Raw genomic sequence first — 24,007 nt, forward strand, 5'->3', positions numbered from 1 at the left:
CTTAGAGGACTCCAGATTGTTCCAGATCACGGCGAAGTTCCTCGCGTTCCTCCCCGCTCGCAGCGGTGATAGGAAGACGGGTATCGCCAACTTCGATGCCCTGCAGGCGCAGGGCTTCCTTTGCAAACGTCGCTCCACCCAACCGAGCTTGTGCATGGGTTAGCGGAAGGAGCGTAGTGACATTAATTTCTCGGGCGCGGGCCATATCGCCCGCGTCGAAAGCTTCATAAAGTTCTACCAAGGCACGCGGTGCAACATGGCCGATAACGGAGATGAAACCAGATGCGCCGAGGGAAAGCCACGGCAGGTTAATCGGATCATCACCGGAATACCAAGCCAAACCGGTTTCCTGGATGAGTTCTGCGGCCGCAGGAAGGTCGCCCTTGGCGTCCTTTACGGCTTGGATGGTCGGCAAATCCGCAAGGCGGCGGAGGGTATCCGGCGCCACTGGGATGCCCGAGCGGCCAGGGATGTCATAGACACAGATCGGTAGATCCGTGGCTTGCGCGACTGCGGCAAAGTGCTCGTAAACGCCCTTTTGAGAAGGCTTGGAGTAGTACGGAGTTACCACTAGCAGGCTATCGGCCCCCGCATCTGCGGTGGCCTGCGCCAACTTGATGGAGGTTGCGGTGTCATTCGTTCCGGCACCGGCGCAAAGCTTTGCGCGGTCTCCTACTTCTTGCTTTACGGCTTTGAGCAGCTCCAGCTTCTCTTCAACCGAAGTGGTCGGTGATTCGCCGGTGGTTCCACCTAGGATGAGCGAATCAACGCCATTGTCAACGAGATGAGCTGCTAGGCGACGACCTGCTGCAACGTCCAGCGCACCGTCACGGTCAAACGGGGTGACCATGGCGATGCCGATGCGTCCAAAGATGTCGACGCCAGTCTTTGCTGTCATACCTGTGCTCATAGCCGTCAAGATTACCCTTTTGGCTTGCAATTAGCCGCATCGGGGTCATGCGCGTGTTAGGCGTAGGGGCTCGCCGCCATCTGGGTCCCATCAGCCAGAGTGGTGATATTGAAATCATCAAAGAGCACTGGCGCCTTGCTTTGCAGCAGTTTCAGGCACTCCACCGCAACGTGGCGAAGCTCCTCGTCGGCCTGCTCGGCGGCCCGTGCACCAATAAAATGCCGCCACGCACGATAGTTGCCAGTGACTACAATGCGAGTTTCTGTGGCGTTTGGTAGCACGGCACGCGCCGCCTGACGGGCCTGCTTCTTGCGCAGGAGAGCGTTGGGCTCATCCAGCTTCTCTTCCAGTGCGCTAAGCAGTTCATCGTAGACAAAGCGAGTCTCATCTACCGCTTGCATTACCAATCGGCTTAGTTGCTCGTCTTCGGCCACCAGTTTTGGTAGAACTACTTCGGTCTCTTCTGGGTGGACAAAGCGCTGGGAGAGCTGCGAGAAGGAAAAGTGCCGATGGCGGACGAGCTCATGGCTTGCCGAACGCGACAGCCCTGTGATGTACATGGTGGCCGTGGCATGCTCGAGCAACGCAGTATGGCCTACCTCCATGATGTGGTGCAGGTAGGCTTCATTGGTTGCTGTCCGGGGGTTTGGCTTATCAAAAGACTCGTAGCAGGCCCGTCCAGCGAACTCGACAAGTGCTTCCCCATCAGAGGCCGAGTCATCCGCGTGCCACTCCACGCCCCGCGGGGCGTGGAACTGTGTTGCGGCAATGAGCTGAATGTCTAGCTCACTTGCTTTAGCCATGGCTTAAAGCCCCAGGTACTTATCGAGGCCTACGACTAGGCCCGGGTGATCTGCAATCTGGCGCACGCCCACCAGCACGCCCGGAGTAAACGACGCGCGGTCATAGGAATCCTGGCGGATGGTCAGCGACTGACCTTGAGCACCAAAGATGACCTCCTCGTGTGCCACCATGCCACGGGTGCGTACTGCGTGAACCGGAATACCGTCGACGGTGGCACCGCGGGCACCATCGAGTTGCTTTTCCGTAGCATCCGGCATGTCGCCCAGACCAGCCTCCTTGCGGGCGGCGGCAATTCCCTCAGCGGTATGGATCGCAGTACCGGACGGCGCATCCAACTTGGTTGGGTGGTGGAATTCGATAACCTCTGCAGTCTCAAAGAACTTGGCAGCCTGCTTAGCTAGCACCATGGTGAGAACTGCAGAAATGGCAAAGTTCGGCGCAATGAGGACATTGCCGGCACCGTCCTGCTTGGTCCATTCCTCCACCTGAGCCAAGCGCTCCTTATCAAAGCCGGTGGTTCCCACCACGCAGTGGATTCCGTGGGCAATGCAGAACTCCAGGTTGCCCATTACCGAATCTGGCTGGGTAAAGTCCACGATGACCTCTGCGTGGGCGTCGATAAGCTGCTGCAGATCATCACCGCGGTCAATTTCCGCTACCAGTTCGAGGTCGTCTTCCGCGTTGACACCTGCAACGATTGCCTGGCCTACGCGTCCGTGCGCGCCTAGTACGCCAACCTTGATAGCCATGGTGTGTTCTCCTTCTTCAGCCACATCGGTAGTACTTTTCTCCCCATCCTAACGCGCATGGGGGTTGCGCAATTCCTCGCCTTCCTTGGAACGGACTTGCGCTCTCCGACGATGCCCCTCACTCTCACTAGGATGGCGGGCATGCAGATCTATATCGCTCCGTTCCTGTAGACGACGTTGCCCGCGCTCACGATTTTTACGTCAATACCCTTGGCTTCCGAGTTAAGGATGACGTAACCAACGGCGATTTCCGCTGGCTCACCGTCACCAATGCTGAAGGTGAGGGAGATACCGAGCTACTTTTGGAGCCGAAGGGCCATCCCGCCGCCAAAGACTATGCCGCAGCACTCAAGGCTGACGGTATTCCGGTCACGCAGTTCCTGTCCGCCGATGTGGAGAACGAATACAAAGAGCTCAGTGACAAGGGCGTGAAGTTCACCATGGAGCCGACCGATGTTGGACCGTCTATCATCGCTGTTTTTGATGACACCGTGGGCAACCTTATTCAGCTGGTGGAACTAAAGAAGTAGTCGCCCCCTCCCCTCATCACACGGATTAACAATTGCATCACTTCCTAATGTTTGTCCCATCTGCCCCAGTAGAATGGGCGTAATAACACGGTAAGCACCAAGGAAGTGATGAATATGTCTCCCTCATTTTTCTCTCGCACTATCGCCGTGGCCATCAGCGCAGGATGCGCATTAGCACTTGCCGCTTGTTCCGATAAAGACACTACGAAGGCAGGCGCGCTGACTTTCAGTGAGGTTCAGTCAGCTACCGACACCGCTGAAGTTCAGACCTCCTCCGCTACCCCTGCTACTTCTTCTGCCCCGCGCAGTACCTCGGCAGCGGATGCAGAAAAGCAGAAGCTCCCCCAAAACTCAGCCCCAATGGCGTTCGCCGGTATGGGCACGGCCTCGCTCGAGGACCAACAGCACATGCCGGAGGGACTCGGAAACCTCATTCCCACGGGTGTGCGAGTGGGAGCACACGATGGCTTCACCCGCGTCGTCATCGACCTGGAGGGCGAAGGTGAACCGGGGTGGTTTACTTCCTATACCGATAGCCCGGCCCAGCAGGCATCCGGAAAGCCAGTCGAGGTCCAAGGAAATACTTTCCTTAACCTCGGCATTGAGGGAACGCCGTGGCCTGCTACCCCAGAGCTGAAAGCAAAGTACATGCAGCCAGGCACTACCCCTGGCGCCGGGGTGGTTAGCGCAGTCAACTACACCACCACCTTTGAGGCGCAAACCCAGCTCATTATCGGTCTAGAGAAGAAAACTGCATACTCCGTGACGTATCTGAAGGACCCGTCGCGCGTGGTCATTGACTTCCAGAACTAAGGTTTAGCGGCGCCTCTAAACGGTGCACACCTACGAAGAAAGGCTCTGTCTTCCAGCGAATAAACTGGAAGGCAGAGCCTTCTTTGGGTTTAGGGATTAGTCCTCAACCGGAACCAGGGAAATCTTGCCGCGGTTATCGATATCCGCGATTTCTACCTGAACCTTATCGCCAACGTTGATGACGTCTTCTACCTTCTCGATGCGCTCGTCGCCACCCAGGTTGGAAATGTGGATCAAGCCATCGCGACCCGGCGTCAAGGAAACGAATGCGCCGAACGGCACGGTCTTTACCACGGTGCCCAGGAAGCGCTCTCCTACCTTCGGCAGCTGTGGGTTGGCAATGGAGTTGACCTTATCGATGGCAGCATCCGCAGCCTCACCGGTGGCAGCGGAAACGTAGACGGTTCCGTCATCCTCGATGGAGACATCGGCGCCAGTTTCCTCGGTGATCTGGTTGATGGTCTTGCCCTTTGGTCCGATAAGCTCGCCGATCTTATTGACCGGGATCTTGACGGAGGTGATCTTCGGAGCAAGGCCGGACATCTCATCTGGGGTATCGATGACCTCAGCCATGGTTTCCAGGATGGTGGAACGGGCATCGCGAGCCTGCTCCAGGGCCTGGGCCAGGACCTTAGACGGGATGCCATCCAACTTGGTGTCCAACTGCAGAGCAGTGATGTACTCGGAAGTACCGGCGACCTTGAAGTCCATATCGCCGAAGGCATCCTCGGCGCCGAGGATATCCGTCAGGGCGACGAACTTTTCCTTGCCATTTACCTCGCCAGAGACCAAGCCCATAGCGATGCCAGCTACCGGAGCCTTCAGCGGAACACCGGCATTGTAGAGGGACAAGGTGGAGGCACATACAGAGCCCATGGAGGTAGAGCCATTGGAGCCCAAGGCTTCAGAGACCTGGCGGATGGCATATGGGAAGTCCTCACGGGATGGGATGACCGGAAGCAGAGCGCGCTCGGCCAAAGCACCGTGGCCGATCTCGCGGCGCTTCGGAGAGCCCACGCGGCCGGTCTCGCCAGTGGAGAATGGCGGGAAGTTGTAGTGGTGCATGTAGCGCTTGGATTCCACCGGGGTCAGGGAATCAATCTGCTGCTCCATCTTGAGCATGTCCAGAGTGGTAACACCCAGAATCTGGGTCTCACCGCGCTCGAACAGGGAGGAACCGTGAGCACGCGGAACCAAGTCCACCTCAACGGAGAGGTCACGGATATCGGTAACGCCGCGGCCATCGATACGGAAGCCCTCGGAGAGGATCTTCTGGCGCACGATCTGCTTCATCAAAGCGTTATAAGCGCCGCGGATCTGCTTAGACGCATCGGCCTCTTCCAAGTCCTCGAACTGGTCCAAGAGCTTTTCTTCGACCTGCTCCATGTATTCATTGGTGGCGTCGTCGCGTTCCTGCTTGCCCGGAATGGTCAGCAGCTTCTCTAGCTTCTTTGCAGCGGCCTTTTCAACTGCCGCGAAGACATCATCGCCGTATGCCGGGAAGAGCGGGAACTCCTGGGTTTCCTTGGCGGCACGCTCCGCCAGACCGTTCTGGGCCTCACACAGGGTCTTAATGAAAGGCTTTGCTGCCTCCAAGCCTTCAGCGACGGCTGCTTCCTGCGGTGCAGGAGCGCCGTCGGCAATGCGCTCAGCAACGTTGGTGCCAGCACCGGCCTCAACCATCATGATGGCTACGTCGTCCTTGCGGCCCTTTTTAACAATGCGTCCGGCAACGACCATCTCAAAGAGTGCGCGCTCGTGCTGCTCGTGGTTCGGGAACGCTACCCACTGGCCTTCTGGGTGCTTATCGTCAGCAATCAGTGCCATGCGGACACCACCGACTGCACCGGAAACGGGCAAGCCGGACAGCTGGGTGGCGGCGGAAGCGCCGTTGATAGCAACGACGTCGTAGTACTCCTCCGGATCCTGTGACATCACGGTGACAACGACCTGGACCTCATTGCGCAGGCCCTTGACAAAGGTTGGGCGCAGCGGGCGGTCAATAAGGCGGCATGCCAGGATGGCCTCAGAAGAAGGACGGCCCTCACGGCGGAAGAAAGAGCCCGGAATCTTGCCGGCGGCGTACATACGCTCTTCTACGTCCACGGTCAGCGGGAAGAAGTCGAATCCCTCGCGCGGCTGGTTGGACGCAGTAGTCGTGGCCAGCAACATGGTGTCATCGTCCAAGTAGGTGGTCACGGAGCCGTCTGCCTGGCGAGCCAACTGGCCGGTTTCAAAGCGCAGGGTACGGGTGCCAAAGTCACCATTGTCTAGCGTGGCAATGGCCTCGGTAATGCCAAAGTCCTCGTCAATATTGAACTCGACGGAGTTCTGAACGCTCATTAAAAAATGTCTCCTTGAGTGGTTTAGGCGATCGTCGATGCCGCCTGGTCGAATTTTGTCTATGACAACGGTGTCAAATTCTAACAGAAAAACCACAAAAGCCCCGCCAAAGGGCGGGGCGAGGTGGCCGAGGCTGGGCCGAAATTAACGGCGCAGACCCAGGCGAGAGATCAGATCACGGTAGCGATCAACGTTGTTCTCAGCCAGGTACTTCAGCAGGCCACGACGGCGACCAACCATCAACAGCAGACCACGACGGGAGTGGTGATCGTGCTTGTGGAACTTCAGGTGCTCGGTCAAAGTATTGATGCGGGAGGTCAGCAGGGCAACCTGTGCCTCAGGGGAACCGGTATCGGTTTCGTGCAGGCCGTACTCCTTGAGGATTTCGGCCTTCTTCTCAGTGGTCAATGCCATGAGTATTTCTCCTTTATTTCAGTCCACATTATCGTGACGCATAAGCCAGCGCGATGCGCATTGCTTGTGCGTGCCGCAACTGCTGTGAACCGCAGTCGCTAAGCCAAAGAAATACCTTACAGCGCTCAGGCAGAGAAAATCAAAACCACACGGCTTCTAGGCTGTGCTTTTAGAGCTCGCTGAAGAGCGTCGAAAGGCGTTCGACAAACTCACGCACAAAGCGCTCACTATCCACACCCACAGCCACCCGGGCGGTGGGTGGCGCATCCAATCGCTTTTCATCCGCGATTGTCCGTCCACGGGTAGGGCCGGTGGTGTCAGTCTTGAGGTTTAGCAAAAGGACGTCGACAAGCGAGGCATCTGCTGCCACCGCAACGGCCAATGGATCGTGCAGGCCGCACCCGCCCAAGTGCGGCGATGTAGTGGCGTAAGCGCGGATATAATAGTCCACCATGTCCGCAAAGATGCGGCCGGCGTGGGTGCCGGTAGCGCGCCAACGAGCGGACTCCGCCGTGGTCAAAAGGGTGCGCAAGGTGACATCCAAACCGACCATGGTGGTATCGCTCGTGTGGCGGAACAGGTAATCGGTAGCTTCCGGATCCTGGGAGATATTGGCCTCAGACCACGGCGTGACGTTGCCAGGAACGGTAAGAGCCCCACCCATCATCACTAGGTGTGCGGCTGTGGTAAAGGAGGGGTCCTGCTGCATGGCGGCAGCAATCGTGGTGGACGGGCCGGTCGGAATGATTACTACATCATCGCCGTGCTCGTGCACAGCCTCGATGAGGAAATCGGCCGCTGGTTGGGACTGCGCCTGGGTGGTTGCCGGCGGAAGCAGGACCTCCCCCACACCGTTGTGGCCGTGGATGAAAGAAGAAATCTCGCTTGGCCGAAACCCATCCGGGCTAGGCCCGGCAAAGACTGGAATATCGTCGTGGCCCAGCAGCTCTAGAAGGGCCAGGGTGTTGCGCACGGCCAAGGGCACGGTCACGTTGCCGTACGTGCAGGTCACGCCGATTAAGTCCAGGTCCGGATGGGCGATGGCATACGCCAGCGCTAGGGCATCATCAATGCCGGTATCAAGATCGAGAATCGCCTTCATTTATTTCTCCCGCAGGAAGTAGTCTTTCGCGGTCCAGCCCTGCGCCTTAGCATCGGCGGCTAGCACCTGGCGGGCCTTGGCTACGTCATTGGCCATCGCTTCTAGCAGCTCGTCTACGGAATTAAACTTCACCATATCGCGGAGGTGGCCCACAAAGTGCACCGTAGCCTCGTAGCCGTACAGGTCAGCGTCGCGGTCGAGCACGAAGGACTCGATAGAGCGCTCCTCGTCGCCGAAGGTGGGGTTAGTGCCCACGGAAATTGCGGCCGCATAGGCCACGCCAGGGCGCATATCCCCCTCGATAGAGGAGTCAGAGTGGACGATGAACCAGCCCGCGTACACACCATCGGCCGGGATGGCCACTGTATCCGGGAAATACTGATTGGCTGTGGGGAATCCGAGCTCCTTGCCACCACGTCCTGCGCCGCGCACTACGGGCCCGGTCACGGTGAAATGGCGACCGAGAGCCCAGTTTGCGGATTCGATGTCCCCCTGCGCAAGGCACTCACGAATGTAGGTGGAGCAAATGCGCACGCCTTCATCATCCAGCAGTGGGACGATGTCCACGCTAAAGCCGAACTCGGCACCAAAGTCCTGCATAGCCTGGGCGGTTCCGGTCGCGCCGGCACCAAAGGTGAAGTTCTCGCCTACCACGATGTGCTGTGCGGCGAGCTTTCCTACCAATAAATCTTCTACGTAGGGCCGTGGCTCCACCCCAGCAAGGTCGCGGGTGAAGTCAATAACGAGCACGGCTGCAATGCCCATCTCTTCGGCCAATTCCAGTCGGCGTTCAAAACTCAGCACCGCCAGGGGCGCACGCTCCGGGAGGAATACCGATACCGGGTGCGGGTCAAAGGTCACCATGACAGGGCGCTCACCATGAGCGCGTGCATGCTCCACGCAGGCGGAGATGAGCTGCTGATGGCCGCGGTGCAGACCGTCAAAGACGCCGATGGTTACTGACGTTGGGCCCATTTCCGCGGGGATGTCATCGATTCCGTACCAAATATCCACGCAGACCATCGTAGAGCATAGACTTAGAGGCTATGACTGATGCGCTCGCAAACTCCGGACTCGTCATCGTAGACAAACCCGCCGGCATGACCTCCCACGATGTTGTCGGCCGCCTACGCAGGTACTTTCACACCAAAAAGGTAGGCCACGCCGGCACCCTCGACCCCATGGCCACCGGCGTGCTGGTCCTTGGCGTGGAGCGTGGCACCAAGTTCTTGGCACACATGGTTTCCTCCACTAAGTCCTATGACGCCACCATTCGCCTCGGCGCCGCCACCACAACCGATGACGCCGAGGGAGAATACTCTTGGGGCGATAGCGCTACGGCCATTGACCGCGCCGCAATCGATGCAGAGATTGCCAAGCTCACCGGCGATATTATGCAAAAGCCCGCGGCCGTTTCCGCTATCAAGATTAACGGCCGGCGCGCCCATGAGCTGGTGCGGGAGGGCCAGGAGGTAGACATTCCCGCCCGCCCAGTAACGGTAGATAAGTTTGTCGTTCTGGCAGAGCGCCGCGAGGGCGACTACATCGATCTAGACGTCACGGTGGATTGCTCTTCCGGCACCTATATTCGCTCCCTGGCCCGCGATTTGGGCGAGGCGCTGCAGGTGGGCGGGCACCTAACCGCCTTGCGCCGCACTAAGGTGGGCCCTTTTGCGCTTGCCGACGCCCTCTCGCTCGACGCCCTTGCCGAATCCCCTCGCCTTTCCCTCAGCTTGGATGAGGCCTTGGCTCGCTGCTTCCCCGTCCTTTCCGTTTCGGAGGAGGAGGCAGCCGCCCTCGCCATGGGCAAATGGCTAGAGCCTCGCGGGCTCAAGGGCGTCCACGCTGCTGTGGCCCCTAATGGCCAAGCGGTGGCGCTCATTAAAGAAAAAGGCAAGCGCCTGGCCACCGTATTTGTGGCACGGCCCTCTACCCTTTAGTGGCTAAAGTCTAAAGCCGGAACCGAGGTGGAGACGATAACGTAGCCGTCTCGAATTACCCAGCGCCCAGTGATAAAAGGCACCGGTGTGGGCCTAGCTAAAATATAGGAGATAAGCGTGCCATCCTCGCGCAGGTCAATTTCTGCTTGGTCAAAGTCCAGCCAGCGAAAGGTCATGGGAAACCACGACTTATATGTGGCCTCCTTGGCACAAAAAAGCAATCGGTCCGGGCAGGTAATCCCCGCCTCACGAAGCCGCAAAAGCTGCGGCATCTCCCCCGCTCGGGCGATCATGGTGAGCACATGATCCGGCAGCGGTTCGGCGGGTTCTGCATCCAGGCCTACGGATTTTAAGGCTGAGGTAGGGGCAACCACCGCAGCCCGCATGCCCTCGGTATGCGTCATCGAGCCTACAAAACCCTCGGGCCACAGCGGCATACCGCGCTCGCCGCGCAGAATCGGCGTCGCCGGGCTGGCCCCCAATTCCTGCAAGGCTCGGTGCGCGCACCACCGAGCATCTCCGAACTCGGCCTTGCGTACATCAACTGCCTGGGAAACCAGAGACTTTTCTTCGGCCGCGAGTTCATCAAAATTGGCCAAATCCGTATAGCTCGAGTCCGTGCGCACGTAGCAATAGCGCGCACTTTCTGGAAATAGCTCTGGATACATCATCGTGTCCCCTCCTCTATAAAGGAACGCAGTACCGGATAGGGCCACGCCTGGGCGCTTTCACGCCCCTGCCATTCACGCGGATACCCCAATGACGTTTCGATGTGGTCAACGCCGTCCACATTCATGCGGGACGGCATATGCAGGTGCCCATAGATGACGGACTGCGCGTTATAGCGCCGCGGCCACGACCGCGTATGCCTGGTTCCGCACCACAAGGCGATTTCAGGAAAGCGCAATAACATTGTCGGCTCTTGGACCAACGGCCAATGGTTAACCAACACGGTAGGACCATGTACTCGGGAAAGGCGCTTGATGGAATAGGCCAACCTGTCCCAACACCACGCCCGCACGTCTACGAAGGGGGCGATGGCGAACTCATCGGTCATCATCAGTTGTTTTGCGCGCGCCGCGTCAATAGCTTCATCCACGGTAAGGCCATGCGGACGGAAACTGTAATCATACAAAGTAAATAACGGAACGATGGTGGTCCCGTGGAATACCGGATACGGTCTTCAGGAGTAATAACTCCAATTTCCCTGCACCTTTCCACCAGGTGCGCATACTTTTCTCGGCCTTGATACCGGTCCAGGGAGCGGGAGAATAGCTCATGGTTACCCGGCACCCAGATGACCCTGGCATAGCGATCATTGAGCTGGCGCAAAATACGAATAATGAGATCGGTGCGTTCTGCAACGTCCCCGGCCACGATGAGCCAATCTGCGGGATCGGGCGGGGTGAGCTGATCAATGCGCTCGCTATTGGTTTTGACCGCTCCATGCAGGTCAGAAACCGCCCACACTGTTGGCATAGGTTTCTCACCCGCCTTCCTAGGATCTGCGCGCTGCACGGAGCCGAGCACCGCGCGAGAGTATGAACACGCCCACTTTAGCGCAGCTAGCGCTCCTGTACTACGGCCCATTTCATCGAACGGAACCGGTAGACCACACCCACCATGCGGAAAGCAATGAAGGCGGCAAGTCCACACCACACGCCGGTTAAGCCTGTGCCCATAAAGTGGGCCAAGATAACGCCCGGCAAAAATCCCACCAGGACCGAAGAAATGGTCAGCGTGCGCAGGAACGCAGCATCGCCGGCGCCGAGCAAGACACCATCGAAGGCGAAGACCACGCCACCGCCGATAACCATGGCTACCAGGATCCACCACGGCTGGGAGATGGCATCGAGCACTTCCGGAGAGGAGGTGAAGATACGCGGAATAATCCCTGCACCAGCAGCAAATACGACAGCCAAGAGGCCAGAGAAAATCGTAGAGTACAACGCCACCTTGCTGCCCACACTGCGTGCGTGCCGCGCAGAGCCAGCACCTAGTGCAGCACCAGTCAATGATTGCGCGGCAATGGCCAACGAATCCAAGATGAGGGACATGAAGTTCCACAGCTGCATCATGATCTGGTGACCGGCCAAAGAAGCGGTACCAACGCGGGAAACCACAGCCGTGGCGGTAAGAAAGGCCACCTGGAAGCTGGCTGAACGCAAAATAAGATCGCGGCCTAAGATGAGCTGTTCGCGTACCACATGCCACTGAAATTGCCAGGAGCCGGTATGTTCCTTATGCAATTCGCGGACGAATAGCGCAGCAATAATGCTCATGCCTAATACCGTGGCAATGGCCGAGCCTGCCAGCCCCCAGAAATGGACGAAAATGGGCACCGCAATAGCGCCGGGAATCATGCCAGACAAAGTAAAGTACAGTGGCTTCTTCGTATCTTGGACACCGCGCATCCAGCCGTTTCCGGCCATTTCCACCAAAGTAACGGGAATAGCCAGAGCTGCGATGCGCAGCCACAAGGCCGTCCCGGCGGCCGTGGTGGGATCACCGATTAAGGCGCGTGCAAATACTCCGCCGAAAATCCACATGATTACCGCGAGCAACCCGCCTACTCCTAGAGCCACATAGGTAGCTTGCACGCCTTCAGCAACCGCAGCTTCGCGTTTGCCGGAGCCAAAGAGCCGAGCAGAACGAGCGGTCGTGCCGTAGGACAAGAAAGTCAACTGCGTCGTCACCACGGAGTGAATTGTGGTGGCTGCAGCAAGTGAGGCGAGCTCTTGGGCACCTAGACGACCAACAACCGCGGTATCTAGCAAAAGGTAGAGCGGCATGGCCGCAAGTACGCCAAGCGCGGGAAACGCGAGGCCAAAGACCTCGCGTGCGGTTACCGTGCCAGCGGTGGAGCGATCCTGAGCGTTCATTCCATCCGTCTGCCTATTTCTCATTGGATAGCGGCCACCAATTCCTTAATAATTTTTTCCGGAGCCCCGTGAGCGGTATAGCCCGCGGCCGGTACATGTCCGCCACCGCCGAAGGTTAGCGCCACCGAAGAACAATCGATGCGAGAAGAACGCAAGGAAACTGCCCACACCTCCGGAGCTTGTTCCTTAAACACCACGCCGACGGTGGTTCCTTCTAGCGCGCGAACGAACTCCACTAGTGATTCGACAGCCGAATCGGAGTGTCCCTGGATATCTTCCAGACGCGCGACGAGAATGCCTAGGGTGTGCTCCCCTGCCTCTTCGAGGCGCAAACCGGCCAGTACCCTACCGATCATCTGAAGATCGTCCGGTGTGGTGGAATCTAAAAGGTCAGCTGCGATCTGCTTGGTATCGAGATCGTAGTGCATGAGGCGGGTGGCAATATCGTGCATAGCCGGCCTACCCCAGCGGAAGCTGCCAGTATCGGTCATCAAACCGGCATATAAGCAGTGTGCAATATGACAGTCAATTTGAATCTCCAATGAATCCAAGATGCTCAGCAACACCACGGTGGTGGATTCACATTCAGTGTCTACCACATTGATGGCACCAAACCCTGGATTAGAAGAATGATGGTCAATGCACAGAACCCGGCCCTGCTGGGCTAGCTGCTCAATCCGATCTGCAAAAAAGCCCGTCCGGTCTAAAGAACCACAATCAACGGTGACGTAGAGGTCATAGCCTTCCGGCAGCTCACGACTAGTGGTGACGTCGTCGGCGGCAGGAATGGTGTAAAGGTTACGGGAAATTTCCCGCTCCTGGCCCACAACGGCACACACATCTTTGCCCCGTTGGCGCAGCGCGAGCAGCAACGCCGCAGCAGAGCCGATGGCATCGGCATCCGGCCGCAGGTGCGTCACAATGCAGATGCTATGAGCATCATGCAAGGCGGCAACTGCCGGCTGGTATTGCTTCTTAGTCACTTAAGCCTCGTCTTCATCGGAGGTCTTATACGGGTTCGCATCCCCTGCCGGCTGGGCGATTTCCTTCAGCTTTGCTAGTTCTTCATCGCGGGCGCGAGCACGGGCCAAAAGCTCTTCCATATGAGCAGAAGCCTCGGGAACAGTATCGACCTCGAAGGTTAGCGTCGGGGTAAACCGCACCGAGAGTTGATCGCCCACAATCTTGCGCAGCTGACCTTTAGCGCGCTTGAGGGCTTCTTCTGCTTGTGCGAAGTCTGGCTCGGAGTCAATGTCTTTTCCGCGCACGGTATAAAAAACGGTGGCATCGTGCAGGTCGCCCGTCACTCGAGTATCTGTGATGGTCACCAACTCGAGGCGGCGATCCTTGATCTCGCGTTCTATGGCACTCGCCACGATTTCCTTAATACGCTTGGCCATTCGTGCAGCACGCGCGTGGTCAACCATGGTGCAACTCCCTCTCCGTCGAACTATCGATCTCTACCAAGATCTATAAAATTGTGTCCATCTTACATTACTCCGCATGCATGTCCTGTGGCAGAAAATTAACTGCACATGAAGGCAATTCTGAGGATCTCGAACATGCAATAAAACCATATATATATCTTATGGACCCCTTGAATTAAAACGTTTCCGAAACTATGGTCTAAAGTGTTTCACCCCACCACGAGCCTGAATGGAGAAACGTGAAACCTTATAAAATAGCCGCATCGATCACTACCGCCGCTTGTATCCTCGGCGGCTTTGCAGTCCCTCCAGCCTCTGCCACAAATGAAACGCTTAACGATCCCCTCAATTCGTCATTCTCAATGTAGATTCTGACGGCGCCCCAAGCCTGCAACCATATTCCACAGGGGAAAGAAGCCCGGGAGATCCTGTTCCTGCTTGCATTCATTCTGAGAAGGAAAAAGGGCGCAATTCAAGTCTATAACGATTGCGATTTTGATATGAACGTCAAAGTAATCGTTGCATTTGATTTCGACACACAATGCCTGTTGGTAAAAGCACATTCGCGGAGGAACTTTGAATGGTCTCCGACAAAGCGAATGGACGGTATTCAAGAATGCTAGATACACGCAGCAGAATGAGGACCCTAATCATCGCGATTGTATCAGCATTTTCCCTCCTTCTTTCCTCAAATATTGCCACCGCCGACATCGGAAACTTCCTTTATGACACAAAAGATCAGTGTGAAAGATCGCTGAAGGAGTTACGTAAAGACCCAGCGACAGCTAATTGGGCGAGAAGAGCAAGTTGCAATTACGAAAGCAACTGGGGAAACGGAGTATGGCATCTAAGGACCTAGGATTTGCAAGACCAAAACCAATCTAAGCCAGAAACAGCGAGCGTCACGCCCCAGCCTTTAAATGAGTTTCACGCCGATGCTCCGAACAAAGCAGCAAGCTGCCTCGAAAGGGCTAAACTCACGCAAGAGTGGCTAAACGATCAAGAACAGATTAGTGAAGTGGTACTGCACAGGTTGCTCACTTCCAGCACAAAAGCCGAAGAAGGAAGAATAGGAATCACCTACGTTTTGGGCCAATGGCTACTTTCGAAACGCACTGGAACGTGGTCGGACTTGGCCCACGGCGAGGCTACGGAAAATAGTATCGGCCTTCGGTTCAACGATGGCAACAAGGAAATGCTCCCACTTGAGGACTGGGTATTCGACCTGCTTGGTGAGCCCCAAATCAAGGCCGAAAAATTTCTTGCATTCCTCAACTTCTCTGCTAAACAAGGCACGCATTAGCAAACCCAACTTGTCGTAAACCTGTCTAGATAGTTTAAATACTAAAGTTCAGCAGAAGCTGCAAATAAAATCGCCAGGGCTTCCCCAATCGGGGAAACACCTGGCGATTTTATTTACGCCGCTTGCGGACTAGGTACGCGGAACCTCGACCTCTTCGTAGGCCTGGATGATGTCGCCTACCTGGATATCCGGGTAAGAGAGCACCATACCGCACTCGTAGCCGGCCTTGATCTCGGTTGCATCGTCCTTTTCGTGACGCAGAGACTCAATCTTGGCATCGGCAGTGATGACGTTGTTATCGCGCAGCAGGCGAACCTTGCCGTTGCGGACAACCTTGCCCTCGGTAACCATGCAGCCGGCGATGGTACCCACCGCGGAGGACTTGAACAGGGCGCGAATTTCGGCCGCACCGGTGTCGCGTTCCTCGTAAATCGGCTTGAGCATGCCCTTGAGCGCAGCCTCGACCTCTTCGATGGCCTTGTAGATGATCGTGTAGTAGCGAATATCCACGCCCTCTTGGGTGGCCATCTCCGTCGCCTTGCCTTCCGCACGGGTGTTGAAGGCAATGATGACGGCGTCGGAAGCCGCTGCAAGAGAAACGTTGGTCTCGGTCACGGCACCGACACCACGGTCGATGATGTTGAGCTCGACTTCGTCCTCGGTCTTGATATCCAGCAGGGCATCTTCCAGTGCCTCGACGGAACCGGCGTTGTCGCCCTTGAGGATGAGGTTGAGGGTCGAAGTCTCCTGCAATACCTTGTCCAGATCCTCCAGGGAGACGCGCTTGCGCTGCTTGGCCTGCAGGGCAGAGCGCTTGCGGGCGTCACGCTGGTTGGCAATCTGGCGGGCAACGCGGTCGTCTTCCACCACGAGCAGGTTATCGCCAGCGCCAGGCACACCGGACAGGCCTTGGACCTGAACCGGGCGGGATGGACCGGCCTCTTCGACGTCGCCGCCGAATTCATCGAGCATGCGGCGCACACGGCCGTGTGCATCGCCCACGACGATGGAATCGCCCACGTGCAAGGTACCGCGCTGGACAATGACGGTAGCAACCGGACCACGGCCGCGGTCCAAGTGAGCCTCGATGGCCACGCCCTGTGCGTCCATGTCTGGGTTAGCGGTCAGCTCCAAGGCGGCATCCGCGGTCAGGATGACCGACTCAAGCAGCTGGTCAATGTTCTTGCCTTGCTTCGCGGAGATATCCACGAACATGGTGTCGCCACCGTATTCCTCCGGAACCAAGCCGTATTCGGTGAGCTGGCCACGGATCTTATCCGGCTGAGCTTCCGGCTTATCCACCTTGTTCACGGCCACGACGACCGGAATATCGGCAGCCTTGGCGTGGTTGATGGCCTCCACGGTCTGTGGCATGACGCCGTCATCGGCAGCAACCACGAGGATAGCCAAGTCGGTGGACTTAGCACCACGGGCACGCATGGCGGTAAAGGCCTCGTGACCCGGGGTATCCAGGAAGGTAATGGTGCGTTCGCCGTCCACGTCTACCGTGGTCTGGTATGCACCAATGCCCTGGGTGATGCCGCCTTCCTCGCGGGCGCCCTCGTTGGTCTTGCGGATGGCGTCCAGCAGGCGGGTCTTACCGTGGTCAACGTGACCCATGACGGAGACGACTGGAGGACGATTCTCCAGCGCTTCCTCGCCGCCTTCGTCCTCACCGAACTGCAGGTCGAAGGACTCGAGCAGCTCGCGGTCCTCGTCCTCAGGGGAGACGACCTCGACGTTGTAATTGATCTCGGAGCCGAGCAGCTGCAGCGTATCTTCCGATACGGAAGCGGTTGCCGTCACCATTTCACCGAGGTTGAACAGTGCCTGTACCAGTGCTGCTGGATCCGCGCCGATCTTCTCGGCGAAGTCAGACAGGGATGCACCGCGACGCAGGCGGACGGTCTGGCCCTTGCCGTCTGGCAAGCGCACGCCGCCTACGACGTGCTTCTGCTGCTCCTCGTACTCATGGCGCTTCTGACGCTTGGACTTCTTGCCCTTGCGTGGAGCGCCACCTGGGCGGCCGAATGCACCTGCGGTGCCACCGCGACGTCCGCCGCGTCCGCCTCCGCGGAAACCGCCTGGACGACCGCCACCTGGGCCACCGTGACCCGGTCCGCCGTGACCGCCGCGACCGCGGCCGCCGCGTCCACCGCCGCTCGGTGCCTTAGACGGCATCGACGCAGGGTTCGGGTGGGACGGCATCATGGCCGGGGATGGACGGCGACCGCCGCCACCCTGGTTATTGCCGCCCTGACGGTTATTTCCGCCCTCGTTCTGGCCACCGCGCTTGCCGCGGTTATCGCCGGGCTTATTGCCGCCACGCTGGCCCTTGGAGCCGCCTGGGCGAGGGCCCGGACGGTTGTCGCCGCCACCCGTGGAGAACGGGTTATTAGCTACACGACGGGAGCCGCCTGGCTTCGGCATAGGACGAGGCATGGAATTGCCTGGGGTCGGACGCTCGCCCGACTTCTTGCCGCCAGCCTGACCTGGCTTCGGTGCGCCCTGGCCGGGCTTCGGTGCGGCAGCCTTAGCACCAGGCTTCGGGGCCTGTGCGCCCGGCTTCGGGGCAGCTGGCTTTGCGCCGGGCTTAGCAGCACCCTGACCTGGCTTCGGTGCGCCCTGGCCTGGCTTCGGGGCGGCGGCCTTCGCGCCTGGCTTTGGCGCCTCTGCGCCCGGCTTCGGGGCAGCAGACTTCGCGCCCGGCTTAGGGGCGCTCGCCTTTGCGGTGCTCTTAGCGGCACCCTTGGCAGGCTTATTGTCTTGCTTTTTCTCGGCGGCGTCATCGCCGCCGGACTGTGCTTCATAATGTGCTCGCATCTTCTTAACCACCGGCGGTTCGATGGTGGAAGAAGCAGTCTTTACAAACTCACCCTGTTCCTTCAGGGTGGCGAGCAGTTCCTTGCTGGTTACTCCGAGCTGCTTTGCGAGCTCGTGAACACGTAGCTTTCCGGGCACTTGTCTCCTCTTGGTATCGGCTAGGAGTCAAGGCCGCGGAAACTGGCCTGACCCCTAGTTAGGTGTGTAGGACTTTCATCGCTGATGCTTCATCGTTGTGCGCTCATCAGTGTTCGGTCTTCCTTTGTAACTCTGGTTCGTACGAATCTAACGCGGCATTTCCCGCGCTAGGTACCTGTCCGCTATGCGCTTCCAAGTACTGCCGTACCTGACCTGTGTCCACGGGTGCGGACGTGCGAAGCGCGCGCTTGAAGGCGCGTTTGCGCTCCGCTAGCTCGAGTGCAGAAAGTGTGGGGCTAATCCACGCCCCGCGGCCGGGAAGCCGGCGGTGTGGATCTGCTACCAGACGGCGGCCGTGCGGATCATCGTGGTCGATGACCACCCGTAGCAAGTCCGTATCTGGCAGGCGGCGGCGAGTAGCGATGCAGGTCCGGAGTCGTTGCCTCTCAGACATTCATCTCCTTACTTTTCGCGTCGCTAATATGCCCCAATCTGCAACTGGGCCGTTTACTAGCCTACGCTACAAAAGCGCAGATCCTTAATTAGCGTCAGCGTCCGAGTGAATATCGATCTTCCAACCGGTCAAACGGGCAGCAAGACGGGCATTCTGGCCCTCTTTACCAATAGCCAGGGACAGCTGGTAATCCGGCACCACCACGCGCGCGATCTGCGCCTCGTTGTCCACAACGGTGACCTTAACCACCTTCGAGGGGGCCAAGGCATTGCCTACGTAGACCGTGGGATCCTCGCTGAAGTCGATGATGTCAATCTTTTCACCGCCGAGCTGGCGCATGATGTTGTTGACGCGCTGACCGCGCGGGCCAATGCAGGCTCCCTTTGCGTTCAGACCCTTGGCATGGCCCACAACGGCCACCTTGGAACGGTGGCCTGCCTCGCGGGCAATGGCAATCATTTCTACGCTGCCATCGGCAACTTCTGGAACTTCAAGCTCAAAAAGGCCACGCACCAGCTCCGGGTGAGTGCGAGAGAGATTGATCTGTACCTGGGCGCCATTGCGATTAACGCCTACGACATAGGCCTTGATGCGGTCACCGTGCTCGAGCTTTTCACCCGGAATCTGCTCGGCCGGCAGCAAGATGCCGTCTTGGGACTCCAGCTCAGAGCCCAGCTGGACCACAACGATTCCGCGGGCGTTAGCGCGCGCATCGCGCTGGACGATGCCGCTGACAACGCGGCCGGTAAGCTCCGAGTAGGAATCGTAGGTGCGCTCTGCCTCGGCCTCGCGCAGCTTGCGCAGGATGGCCTCACGCACGGCCTGCGCGCCCACACGTCCAAAGTTCTCCGGGGTGTCATCATATTCGGTGGTTACTTCCCCAGTTTCTGGGTCCCGCTCCGAGACAATGACGCTGACCGCGCCGGTGGTGGCGTCGATATCGACGCGGGACTTGGCGCCTTCTACCTTGCCGCCAGCATTAGACTCGCGGTAATCCAGGTAGGAATACAACAAGGCACCCGCAATCGCTTCCAGCAAGTCCTTCACGGGGACGTTGCGCTCGGACTCGATGGTACGAAGTGCCTGTAGATCAATATTCACTTGTCATTCCTCTCGGTTGCCGGTTAGTTCTCGGCTTCTTCAAACGTCTTTCGCACTGCCTCTAGCTCCTGTTCGGACGGCTGTGCAAACTCAATTTCTACCACTGCCCGGGCAATGTTTTCCAATCGTTCGGCGCGCGCCTGCACGTCCTTTTTGCTTGCCGTGATGAGGATTACGGCATCGGCGGCGTCGTTAAGCGCGCCAATGCGCGCCGATTGAGTCTTGCCATCGCCAAGGTCAAAGGAGACCTTGCGCCCCCGGTTGCGGCGCCAGTGGCGCGGGGCGGTAAGCGGCAAGTCCACGCCGGGGGTGGAGACCTCCAGGGTATAGCCGGCGCCGAAGTTCAGCTCTCCTTGCGCTTCCTTGTCGTCAAAGAAGGCTGAAATCTCGTTGGATACTTCCTCCAACACATCGGAGCTAGGGCGCTTATCGCCGTCAATACGGATAATGACCTGGGATTTCTTTCCCGCCTTGGTGGTTTTAATATCTTCTACGTCCAATCCCCGCTCAGCCAGTTTGGGTTGTAGGAGATCGGTCAATTGTTGTGCATCTGGGAAAGCCATGCCCACTAGCCTACGTGCTACGGGGTACAGTCTTTTGCGTGAACCGCCGACGTATAGCTTTAACCCTCGTAGCCACAACCGCCACCCTGCCCGCCTTGGCTGGGTGCCAAGCGGTTGATTCCGTCGTCGACTATTTTGGCCCGCGGCCAGAAAGCAGGCTGCTGGCGCTTGCCGACGCCGCCGCCACCGATGCCTTGTCCCTTAGCGGCGTCGATGACCATGCCGCAGGGCTGCGCAGCTCCCAGGCGGACGCCCTGTATGCCGAAATTACACGGCTATGCGGCACGGATGATGCCGGCAATCCCCCACGCTCCTGTGAGGTGGAGCGCCCTACCGAAGCCAATCACGCCGCAGACTCTGGCGAAATTATGGAAAATGCCGCTTCTGCGACGACAGAGGCGGCCGATGAAGTCACCGTTGAATCGCGCGTCCTAGTTACCGAGCAGGCCATCGCGCTCAATGCCTGGCTGCCTGGCGATGCCCCGGATATCCCCGAGCTTTCCCAACCAGAGCAAAAAAGCGCTGCTGATCTCCTGAGCTGGGAGTATGAGCAGGTATTCGGTCTAGATTTCGCCCGCGCCTACGTTGGCCCCGAGCACGAGGACAAGGTGGATCATCGCCTAGCTGTTCATCATCGCCGCATCGACGCCCTCCAGGATGCACTAGCCCGCTACGGCAACATTCCGCAGCCAGAGTCGGCCTATACTTCCGGAGAGCAAGAACTGCCCCACGATTCTGCTTCCGCGCTGGCCTTTATCGATGGCCTTGCCGAACACGACGGCCGCAAGTGGTCCGCCGCCGCCACAGGTGCAGCGCAAGAAGAATCCCCGGATCAGGAATGGGTTACGTGGCTCATTGGCATCGCGGCGGAGTCCCACGGCATGCACTAGGCCACTGCCGCCCCGGCCAGCCCCCACCTGTCTATCCCCTGACAACGGGCCAGCGAAATGGCAGCAACCTCTACGGCCCTATGCATTGCTTCGGCTCCTCTAGCGTGCGTAGGTTGGTTCACCATGAGCTTGCAGGAGATTCCGCAAGCTAAACAGACACAAAGAGAAGGAGTTTCCTCTCAATGCGTTCTAAGAAGACCATGTTGACCGTATCCGCCGCGGCACTCGGCCTTGCTGGCTTGGCCGCGCCTGCTGCTACCGCCGCACCGGCTAGCGCTTGGGATCAGGTAGCTGCTTGCGAGTCCGGCGGTGACTGGCACATCAATACCGGAAACGGCTACCAGGGCGGCCTGCAGTTCAACCCGCAGACCTGGGCTGCCAATGGCGGCACTCAGTACGCCCCGACCGCTGACCAGGCAACCCGCGAGCAGCAGATTGCCGTGGCCGAAAACGTCCTGGCCACCCAGGGTGCTGGCGCTTGGCCTAACTGCGGCGGCCCCGTCGCCGGCTAGTTTTAGCTTCGGCATTTAACACGAAACCGGCCTCCTCCCCTTCCCGCTAAACCCCGCGGAGTAAGGGAGGAGGCCGGTTTTGTGCTTGACCTAGCTGGCTAGCATGCAGCCAAGGCGGCTTTAGGCCTCATGCTTGGCGATATTCCAGGCATACATCATCAACAACACCTGCAGCGGCTGGCGGATGATGTGGTAGAGCTTCTTTGGCCACCCTGCCTTGCGCTCGATCCAGGCGTGGTACATATTGGCCGGCCACACCGCTGCAAAGAGCGCGAGTGCGGAGGCACCGCCGAAGCCGCGGGTGGCGCGGCGGCGAAGCAAGGCACCGGTGGCAATCTCCCACAGGCCCGAAGCAAAGTTATAGAACCGCGCAGGACCTGGCAGTTGCGGCGGGACAATGGATTCGAAAGTCTTCGGCTTCACAAAATGCAATACGCCCATTGCTGAAAGCACCGTGGAAAGCCCATTCTTTTGAAAGTTCATGCCTTCCACGGTACCCCGCCGCGCAGAGTTGGGTCTTATTTAGCCATGCACGAGCTCGAGGATCTTGTCCACGATGTCCTCGGCTGGAACCTCGAGGGTCTCTCCCCCGCGGATGCGCAGCTCAATCTTGCCTTCCTTGAAGGCACGGCCCAGAATTGCCACGAAGGGCATGCCAAGGAGCTCTGCATCCTTGAACTTCACGCCTGGGGAGACCTTTGGGCGGTCATCGAAGAGCACCTCGAGCCCCTTGGCAGATAGCTCTTCTACCAGCTTGTCGCCGGCCTCCATGGCTGCTGCATCCTTGTTGGCAACGGCTACGTGTACCTGGTAAGGAGCGACGGCAACCGGCCAGTTGAGGCCCTTGTCATCGTGGCGCTGCTCAGCCAGGACGGCCAGCATGCGGGTAATGCCAATGCCATAGGACCCCATGGTAGGAACGGCGCGCTTGCCGTTTTCGTCCAAAATCTGGACATCGAAGGCCTCGGTGTACTTGCGGCCCAGCTGGAAGATATGACCGAGCTCAATGCCGCGCTCCAAGGTCAAGGTGCCGTGGTTTTCAGGAGCCAGGTCGCCTTCTTTAACCTCTGCGGCCTCAATGAACTCATCCACGGTGAAATCGCGGCCGGCCACGCAGCCAACCACGTGGCGCTCGCTCGCATCGGCACCGGTAATCCACGCCGTGCCCTTGACCACGCGCGGATCGGCCAGGACCTTGATGCCATTGGCGTTTAAAGCGCGCGGGCCCACATAGCCCTTGACCAAGAAGTCATTGTCTGCGAAGTCCTTGTCCCCGGCCAGCTCAAACTCCACCGGCTCGAGTGCGGCCTCAAGGCGCTTTTCATCCAGCTCGCGGTCGCCAGGGATGAGAACGGCCGCCAACTCGGACTCGCGCTCTTCGCTCTCAACGGCCGGGTGGAAGAGCTTGACCATCATGCACTTGAGGGTGTCTGCCGCGGTGGCCTCGCGGCCGTCGACAGTAATGCCTGCGCCCTGGGCCCATTCGACCAGCTTCTCAATGGTCTCTGCTCCCGGGGTGTCATGCTCCTGTGCCTCTGGCTGGCCCTCAATATCCTTCTCCGCCGGTGCTGGGGTCACCACGGCCTCGACGTTGGCTGCGTAGTCGCCCTCGGTGGAGCGCACAAAGGTATCCTCGCCTACCTCAGATACGGCGAGGAATTCCTCGGAGGCGGAGCCGCCCATGGCACCAGAGGTGGCCTTACAGATGGCGTAATCGATCTCTAGGCGGTTGAAGATATTCTGATACGCCTTGCGGTGGCGGCCGTAGGACTCGTCCAAGCCCTCATCGGTCATGTCGAAGGAGTAAGAATCCTTCATCGTGAATTCGCGGCCACGCAGCACACCAGCGCGGGGGCGCTCCTCATCGCGGTACTTGGTCTGAATCTGATACAGCGTGACCGGGAAATCCTTATAGGAGGAGTACATATCCTTGACCGCGCTGGCAAACATTTCCTCGTGGGTAGGGCCAAGCAGCATATCTGCGTTCTTGCGGTCCTTGAGGCGGAAGAGGTTATCGCCATATTCCACCCAGCGGTTGGTCTTTTCATAAGGCTCGCGCGGCAGCAGGGCAGGAAATAGCATTTCCTGGCCGCCAATGGCGTCCATTTCCTGACGGACTACATCTTCAATCTTGCGCAGGGTGCGCAGACCCAACGGCAGCCAGGTATACACGCCCGGCGCGACGCGGCGTACATAACCGGCGCGTACGAGCAGCTTATGGCTAGGGACCTCGGCATCGGCGGGGTCCTCACGAAGGGTACGGAGAAATAGTTCAGAAAGGCGGGTAATCATGCACAAAAATATACCCC

At 58.6% G+C, this 24,007-nt stretch carries 23 protein-coding genes and 2 pseudogenes; 7 read left to right on the forward strand and 18 right to left on the reverse strand.

What is annotated here, in order from left to right:
* Position 1: 1 nt before the first annotated feature.
* The 3 genes from dapA to dapB are packed head-to-tail and all read right to left on the reverse strand — an operon-like array spanning position 2 to position 2,463.
* Positions 2 to 910, reverse strand: coding sequence for a 4-hydroxy-tetrahydrodipicolinate synthase (dapA, locus tag BJ985_RS03675; RefSeq protein ID WP_179386626.1), 909 nt, complete (start codon positions 908 to 910; stop codon positions 2 to 4).
* Between the two features lie 56 nt (positions 911 to 966).
* On the reverse strand, positions 967 to 1,713 hold the full coding sequence (thyX, locus tag BJ985_RS03680) for an FAD-dependent thymidylate synthase (protein ID WP_005325145.1): 747 nt from the start codon (positions 1,711 to 1,713) through the stop codon (positions 967 to 969).
* 3 nt (positions 1,714 to 1,716) lie between these two features.
* Positions 1,717 to 2,463, reverse strand: coding sequence for a 4-hydroxy-tetrahydrodipicolinate reductase (dapB, locus tag BJ985_RS03685; RefSeq protein ID WP_005325148.1), 747 nt, complete (start codon positions 2,461 to 2,463; stop codon positions 1,717 to 1,719).
* Positions 2,464 to 2,604: 141 nt separating this feature from the next.
* Between dapB and BJ985_RS03690 the strand changes: the two are divergent.
* Both BJ985_RS03690 and BJ985_RS03695 read left to right on the forward strand, forming a co-directional pair.
* Positions 2,605 to 2,993, forward strand: a pseudogene (locus tag BJ985_RS03690) (VOC family protein).
* Positions 2,994 to 3,107: 114 nt separating this feature from the next.
* Positions 3,108 to 3,806, forward strand: a complete 699-nt coding sequence (locus tag BJ985_RS03695) for an AMIN-like domain-containing (lipo)protein (protein ID WP_179386627.1) — start codon at positions 3,108 to 3,110, stop codon at positions 3,804 to 3,806.
* 96 nt (positions 3,807 to 3,902) lie between these two features.
* Here BJ985_RS03695 and BJ985_RS03700 read toward each other — a convergent pair whose 3' ends face one another.
* The 4 genes from BJ985_RS03700 to BJ985_RS03715 all read right to left on the reverse strand — a co-directional run bounded on the left by BJ985_RS03700 (position 3,903) and on the right by BJ985_RS03715 (position 8,688).
* On the reverse strand, positions 3,903 to 6,149 hold the full coding sequence (locus tag BJ985_RS03700) for a polyribonucleotide nucleotidyltransferase (RefSeq protein WP_179386628.1): 2,247 nt from the start codon (positions 6,147 to 6,149) through the stop codon (positions 3,903 to 3,905).
* A gap of 144 nt (positions 6,150 to 6,293) precedes the next feature.
* A complete protein-coding gene (gene rpsO / locus BJ985_RS03705; RefSeq protein WP_005278802.1) occupies positions 6,294 to 6,563 on the reverse strand; it encodes a 30S ribosomal protein S15 in 270 nt (89 codons plus the stop codon).
* A 169-nt stretch (positions 6,564 to 6,732) separates the two neighbouring features.
* On the reverse strand, positions 6,733 to 7,665 hold the full coding sequence (locus tag BJ985_RS03710) for a nucleoside hydrolase (protein WP_179386629.1): 933 nt from the start codon (positions 7,663 to 7,665) through the stop codon (positions 6,733 to 6,735).
* The gene (locus BJ985_RS03715) at positions 7,666 to 8,688 is read right to left on the reverse strand and encodes a bifunctional riboflavin kinase/FAD synthetase (protein WP_179386630.1); all 1,023 of its coding nucleotides are present in this window, start codon (positions 8,686 to 8,688) and stop codon (positions 7,666 to 7,668) included. It lies immediately after the preceding gene.
* A 23-nt stretch (positions 8,689 to 8,711) separates the two neighbouring features.
* Here BJ985_RS03715 and truB point away from each other — a divergent pair, with 23 nt between their 5' ends.
* A complete protein-coding gene (truB, locus tag BJ985_RS03720) occupies positions 8,712 to 9,605 on the forward strand; it encodes a tRNA pseudouridine(55) synthase TruB (RefSeq protein ID WP_179386631.1) in 894 nt (297 codons plus the stop codon).
* Here truB and BJ985_RS03725 read toward each other — a convergent pair.
* The 5 genes and pseudogenes from BJ985_RS03725 to rbfA all read right to left on the reverse strand — a co-directional run bounded on the left by BJ985_RS03725 (position 9,602) and on the right by rbfA (position 13,914).
* Complete coding sequence (locus BJ985_RS03725; protein WP_179386632.1) at positions 9,602 to 10,276, reverse strand: 4'-phosphopantetheinyl transferase family protein; 675 nt, start codon at positions 10,274 to 10,276, stop codon at positions 9,602 to 9,604. The two genes, truB and BJ985_RS03725, sit on opposite strands and share 4 nt — an antisense overlap.
* Positions 10,273 to 11,084, reverse strand: a pseudogene (locus tag BJ985_RS03730) (metallophosphoesterase family protein). The gene BJ985_RS03725 and the pseudogene BJ985_RS03730 overlap by 4 nt, the downstream one beginning before the upstream one ends.
* Positions 11,085 to 11,170: 86 nt before the next feature.
* A complete protein-coding gene (locus tag BJ985_RS03735; RefSeq protein WP_179386633.1) occupies positions 11,171 to 12,487 on the reverse strand; it encodes an MATE family efflux transporter in 1,317 nt (438 codons plus the stop codon).
* Between the two features lie 20 nt (positions 12,488 to 12,507).
* Positions 12,508 to 13,470, reverse strand: a complete 963-nt coding sequence (locus BJ985_RS03740; protein WP_005325169.1) for a DHH family phosphoesterase — start codon at positions 13,468 to 13,470, stop codon at positions 12,508 to 12,510.
* Positions 13,471 to 13,914 carry a 30S ribosome-binding factor RbfA gene (rbfA, locus tag BJ985_RS03745; RefSeq protein ID WP_005325171.1) on the reverse strand — a complete coding sequence of 148 codons (444 nt, stop codon included), beginning with the start codon at positions 13,912 to 13,914 and terminating at the stop codon, positions 13,471 to 13,473.
* A 470-nt stretch (positions 13,915 to 14,384) separates the two neighbouring features.
* Here rbfA and BJ985_RS11900 point away from each other — a divergent pair, with 470 nt between their 5' ends.
* The gene (locus BJ985_RS11900) at positions 14,385 to 14,537 is read left to right on the forward strand and encodes an alpha-amylase inhibitor (RefSeq protein WP_506256203.1); all 153 of its coding nucleotides are present in this window, start codon (positions 14,385 to 14,387) and stop codon (positions 14,535 to 14,537) included.
* Between the two features lie 239 nt (positions 14,538 to 14,776).
* Positions 14,777 to 15,217, forward strand: coding sequence for a hypothetical protein (locus tag BJ985_RS03750; RefSeq protein ID WP_005325175.1), 441 nt, complete (start codon positions 14,777 to 14,779; stop codon positions 15,215 to 15,217).
* A 129-nt stretch (positions 15,218 to 15,346) separates the two neighbouring features.
* Here the strand turns inward: BJ985_RS03750 and infB are convergent, their stop codons facing one another.
* From infB to rimP, 4 genes are all read right to left on the reverse strand, one after another.
* A complete protein-coding gene (gene infB, locus BJ985_RS03755; RefSeq protein WP_179386634.1) occupies positions 15,347 to 18,178 on the reverse strand; it encodes a translation initiation factor IF-2 in 2,832 nt (943 codons plus the stop codon).
* Between the two features lie 106 nt (positions 18,179 to 18,284).
* The gene (locus BJ985_RS03760) at positions 18,285 to 18,632 is read right to left on the reverse strand and encodes a YlxR family protein (protein ID WP_179386635.1); all 348 of its coding nucleotides are present in this window, start codon (positions 18,630 to 18,632) and stop codon (positions 18,285 to 18,287) included.
* 84 nt (positions 18,633 to 18,716) lie between these two features.
* Positions 18,717 to 19,733, reverse strand: coding sequence for a transcription termination factor NusA (gene nusA, locus BJ985_RS03765; protein ID WP_005328685.1), 1,017 nt, complete (start codon positions 19,731 to 19,733; stop codon positions 18,717 to 18,719).
* A 23-nt stretch (positions 19,734 to 19,756) separates the two neighbouring features.
* Positions 19,757 to 20,296 carry a ribosome maturation factor RimP gene (gene rimP, locus BJ985_RS03770; protein ID WP_005325182.1) on the reverse strand — a complete coding sequence of 180 codons (540 nt, stop codon included), beginning with the start codon at positions 20,294 to 20,296 and terminating at the stop codon, positions 19,757 to 19,759.
* A 38-nt stretch (positions 20,297 to 20,334) separates the two neighbouring features.
* Here rimP and BJ985_RS03775 point away from each other — a divergent pair, with 38 nt between their 5' ends.
* Together BJ985_RS03775 and BJ985_RS03780 are read left to right on the forward strand one after the other, a co-directional pair.
* Positions 20,335 to 21,186 (forward strand): DUF4439 domain-containing protein, encoded by an 852-nt coding sequence (locus BJ985_RS03775; RefSeq protein WP_179386636.1) that lies wholly within the window; start codon positions 20,335 to 20,337, stop codon positions 21,184 to 21,186.
* Positions 21,187 to 21,368: 182 nt separating this feature from the next.
* Complete coding sequence (locus BJ985_RS03780) at positions 21,369 to 21,698, forward strand: transglycosylase family protein (protein ID WP_005325184.1); 330 nt, start codon at positions 21,369 to 21,371, stop codon at positions 21,696 to 21,698.
* 120 nt (positions 21,699 to 21,818) lie between these two features.
* Here the strand turns inward: BJ985_RS03780 and BJ985_RS03785 are convergent, their stop codons facing one another.
* Positions 21,819 to 22,181, reverse strand: a complete 363-nt coding sequence (locus tag BJ985_RS03785; protein WP_034668463.1) for a DoxX family protein — start codon at positions 22,179 to 22,181, stop codon at positions 21,819 to 21,821.
* A 39-nt stretch (positions 22,182 to 22,220) separates the two neighbouring features.
* Complete coding sequence (locus tag BJ985_RS03790) at positions 22,221 to 23,990, reverse strand: proline--tRNA ligase (RefSeq protein WP_150851112.1); 1,770 nt, start codon at positions 23,988 to 23,990, stop codon at positions 22,221 to 22,223.
* Positions 23,991 to 24,007: the final 17 nt, after the last annotated feature.

The sequence above is a fragment of the Corynebacterium tuberculostearicum genome, assembly GCF_013408445.1.
GTDB lineage: Bacteria > Actinomycetota > Actinomycetes > Mycobacteriales > Mycobacteriaceae > Corynebacterium > Corynebacterium tuberculostearicum.

Bases quoted from the DNA above. Each gene is read 5' to 3' on its own strand.
- dapA (WP_179386626.1), bottom strand. From the start codon at position 910: ATGAGCACAGGTATGACAGCAAAGACTGGCGTCGACATCTTTGGACGC.
- BJ985_RS03725 (WP_179386632.1), bottom strand. From the start codon at position 10,276: ATGATGTATCCAGAGCTATTTCCAGAAAGTGCGCGCTATTGCTACGTG.
- rbfA (WP_005325171.1), bottom strand. From the start codon at position 13,914: ATGGTTGACCACGCGCGTGCTGCACGAATGGCCAAGCGTATTAAGGAA.
- BJ985_RS03735 (WP_179386633.1), bottom strand. From the start codon at position 12,487: ATGAACGCTCAGGATCGCTCCACCGCTGGCACGGTAACCGCACGCGAG.
- truB (WP_179386631.1), top strand. From the start codon at position 8,712: ATGACTGATGCGCTCGCAAACTCCGGACTCGTCATCGTAGACAAACCC.
- thyX (WP_005325145.1), bottom strand. From the start codon at position 1,713: ATGGCTAAAGCAAGTGAGCTAGACATTCAGCTCATTGCCGCAACACAG.
- rimP (WP_005325182.1), bottom strand. From the start codon at position 20,296: ATGGCTTTCCCAGATGCACAACAATTGACCGATCTCCTACAACCCAAA.
- BJ985_RS03790 (WP_150851112.1), bottom strand. From the start codon at position 23,990: ATGATTACCCGCCTTTCTGAACTATTTCTCCGTACCCTTCGTGAGGAC.
- rpsO (WP_005278802.1), bottom strand. From the start codon at position 6,563: ATGGCATTGACCACTGAGAAGAAGGCCGAAATCCTCAAGGAGTACGGC.
- BJ985_RS03785 (WP_034668463.1), bottom strand. From the start codon at position 22,181: ATGAACTTTCAAAAGAATGGGCTTTCCACGGTGCTTTCAGCAATGGGC.
- BJ985_RS03780 (WP_005325184.1), top strand. From the start codon at position 21,369: ATGCGTTCTAAGAAGACCATGTTGACCGTATCCGCCGCGGCACTCGGC.
- BJ985_RS03695 (WP_179386627.1), top strand. From the start codon at position 3,108: ATGTCTCCCTCATTTTTCTCTCGCACTATCGCCGTGGCCATCAGCGCA.
- BJ985_RS03710 (WP_179386629.1), bottom strand. From the start codon at position 7,665: ATGAAGGCGATTCTCGATCTTGATACCGGCATTGATGATGCCCTAGCG.
- BJ985_RS03760 (WP_179386635.1), bottom strand. From the start codon at position 18,632: ATGTCTGAGAGGCAACGACTCCGGACCTGCATCGCTACTCGCCGCCGC.
- dapB (WP_005325148.1), bottom strand. From the start codon at position 2,463: ATGGCTATCAAGGTTGGCGTACTAGGCGCGCACGGACGCGTAGGCCAG.
- BJ985_RS03700 (WP_179386628.1), bottom strand. From the start codon at position 6,149: ATGAGCGTTCAGAACTCCGTCGAGTTCAATATTGACGAGGACTTTGGC.
- BJ985_RS03715 (WP_179386630.1), bottom strand. From the start codon at position 8,688: ATGGTCTGCGTGGATATTTGGTACGGAATCGATGACATCCCCGCGGAA.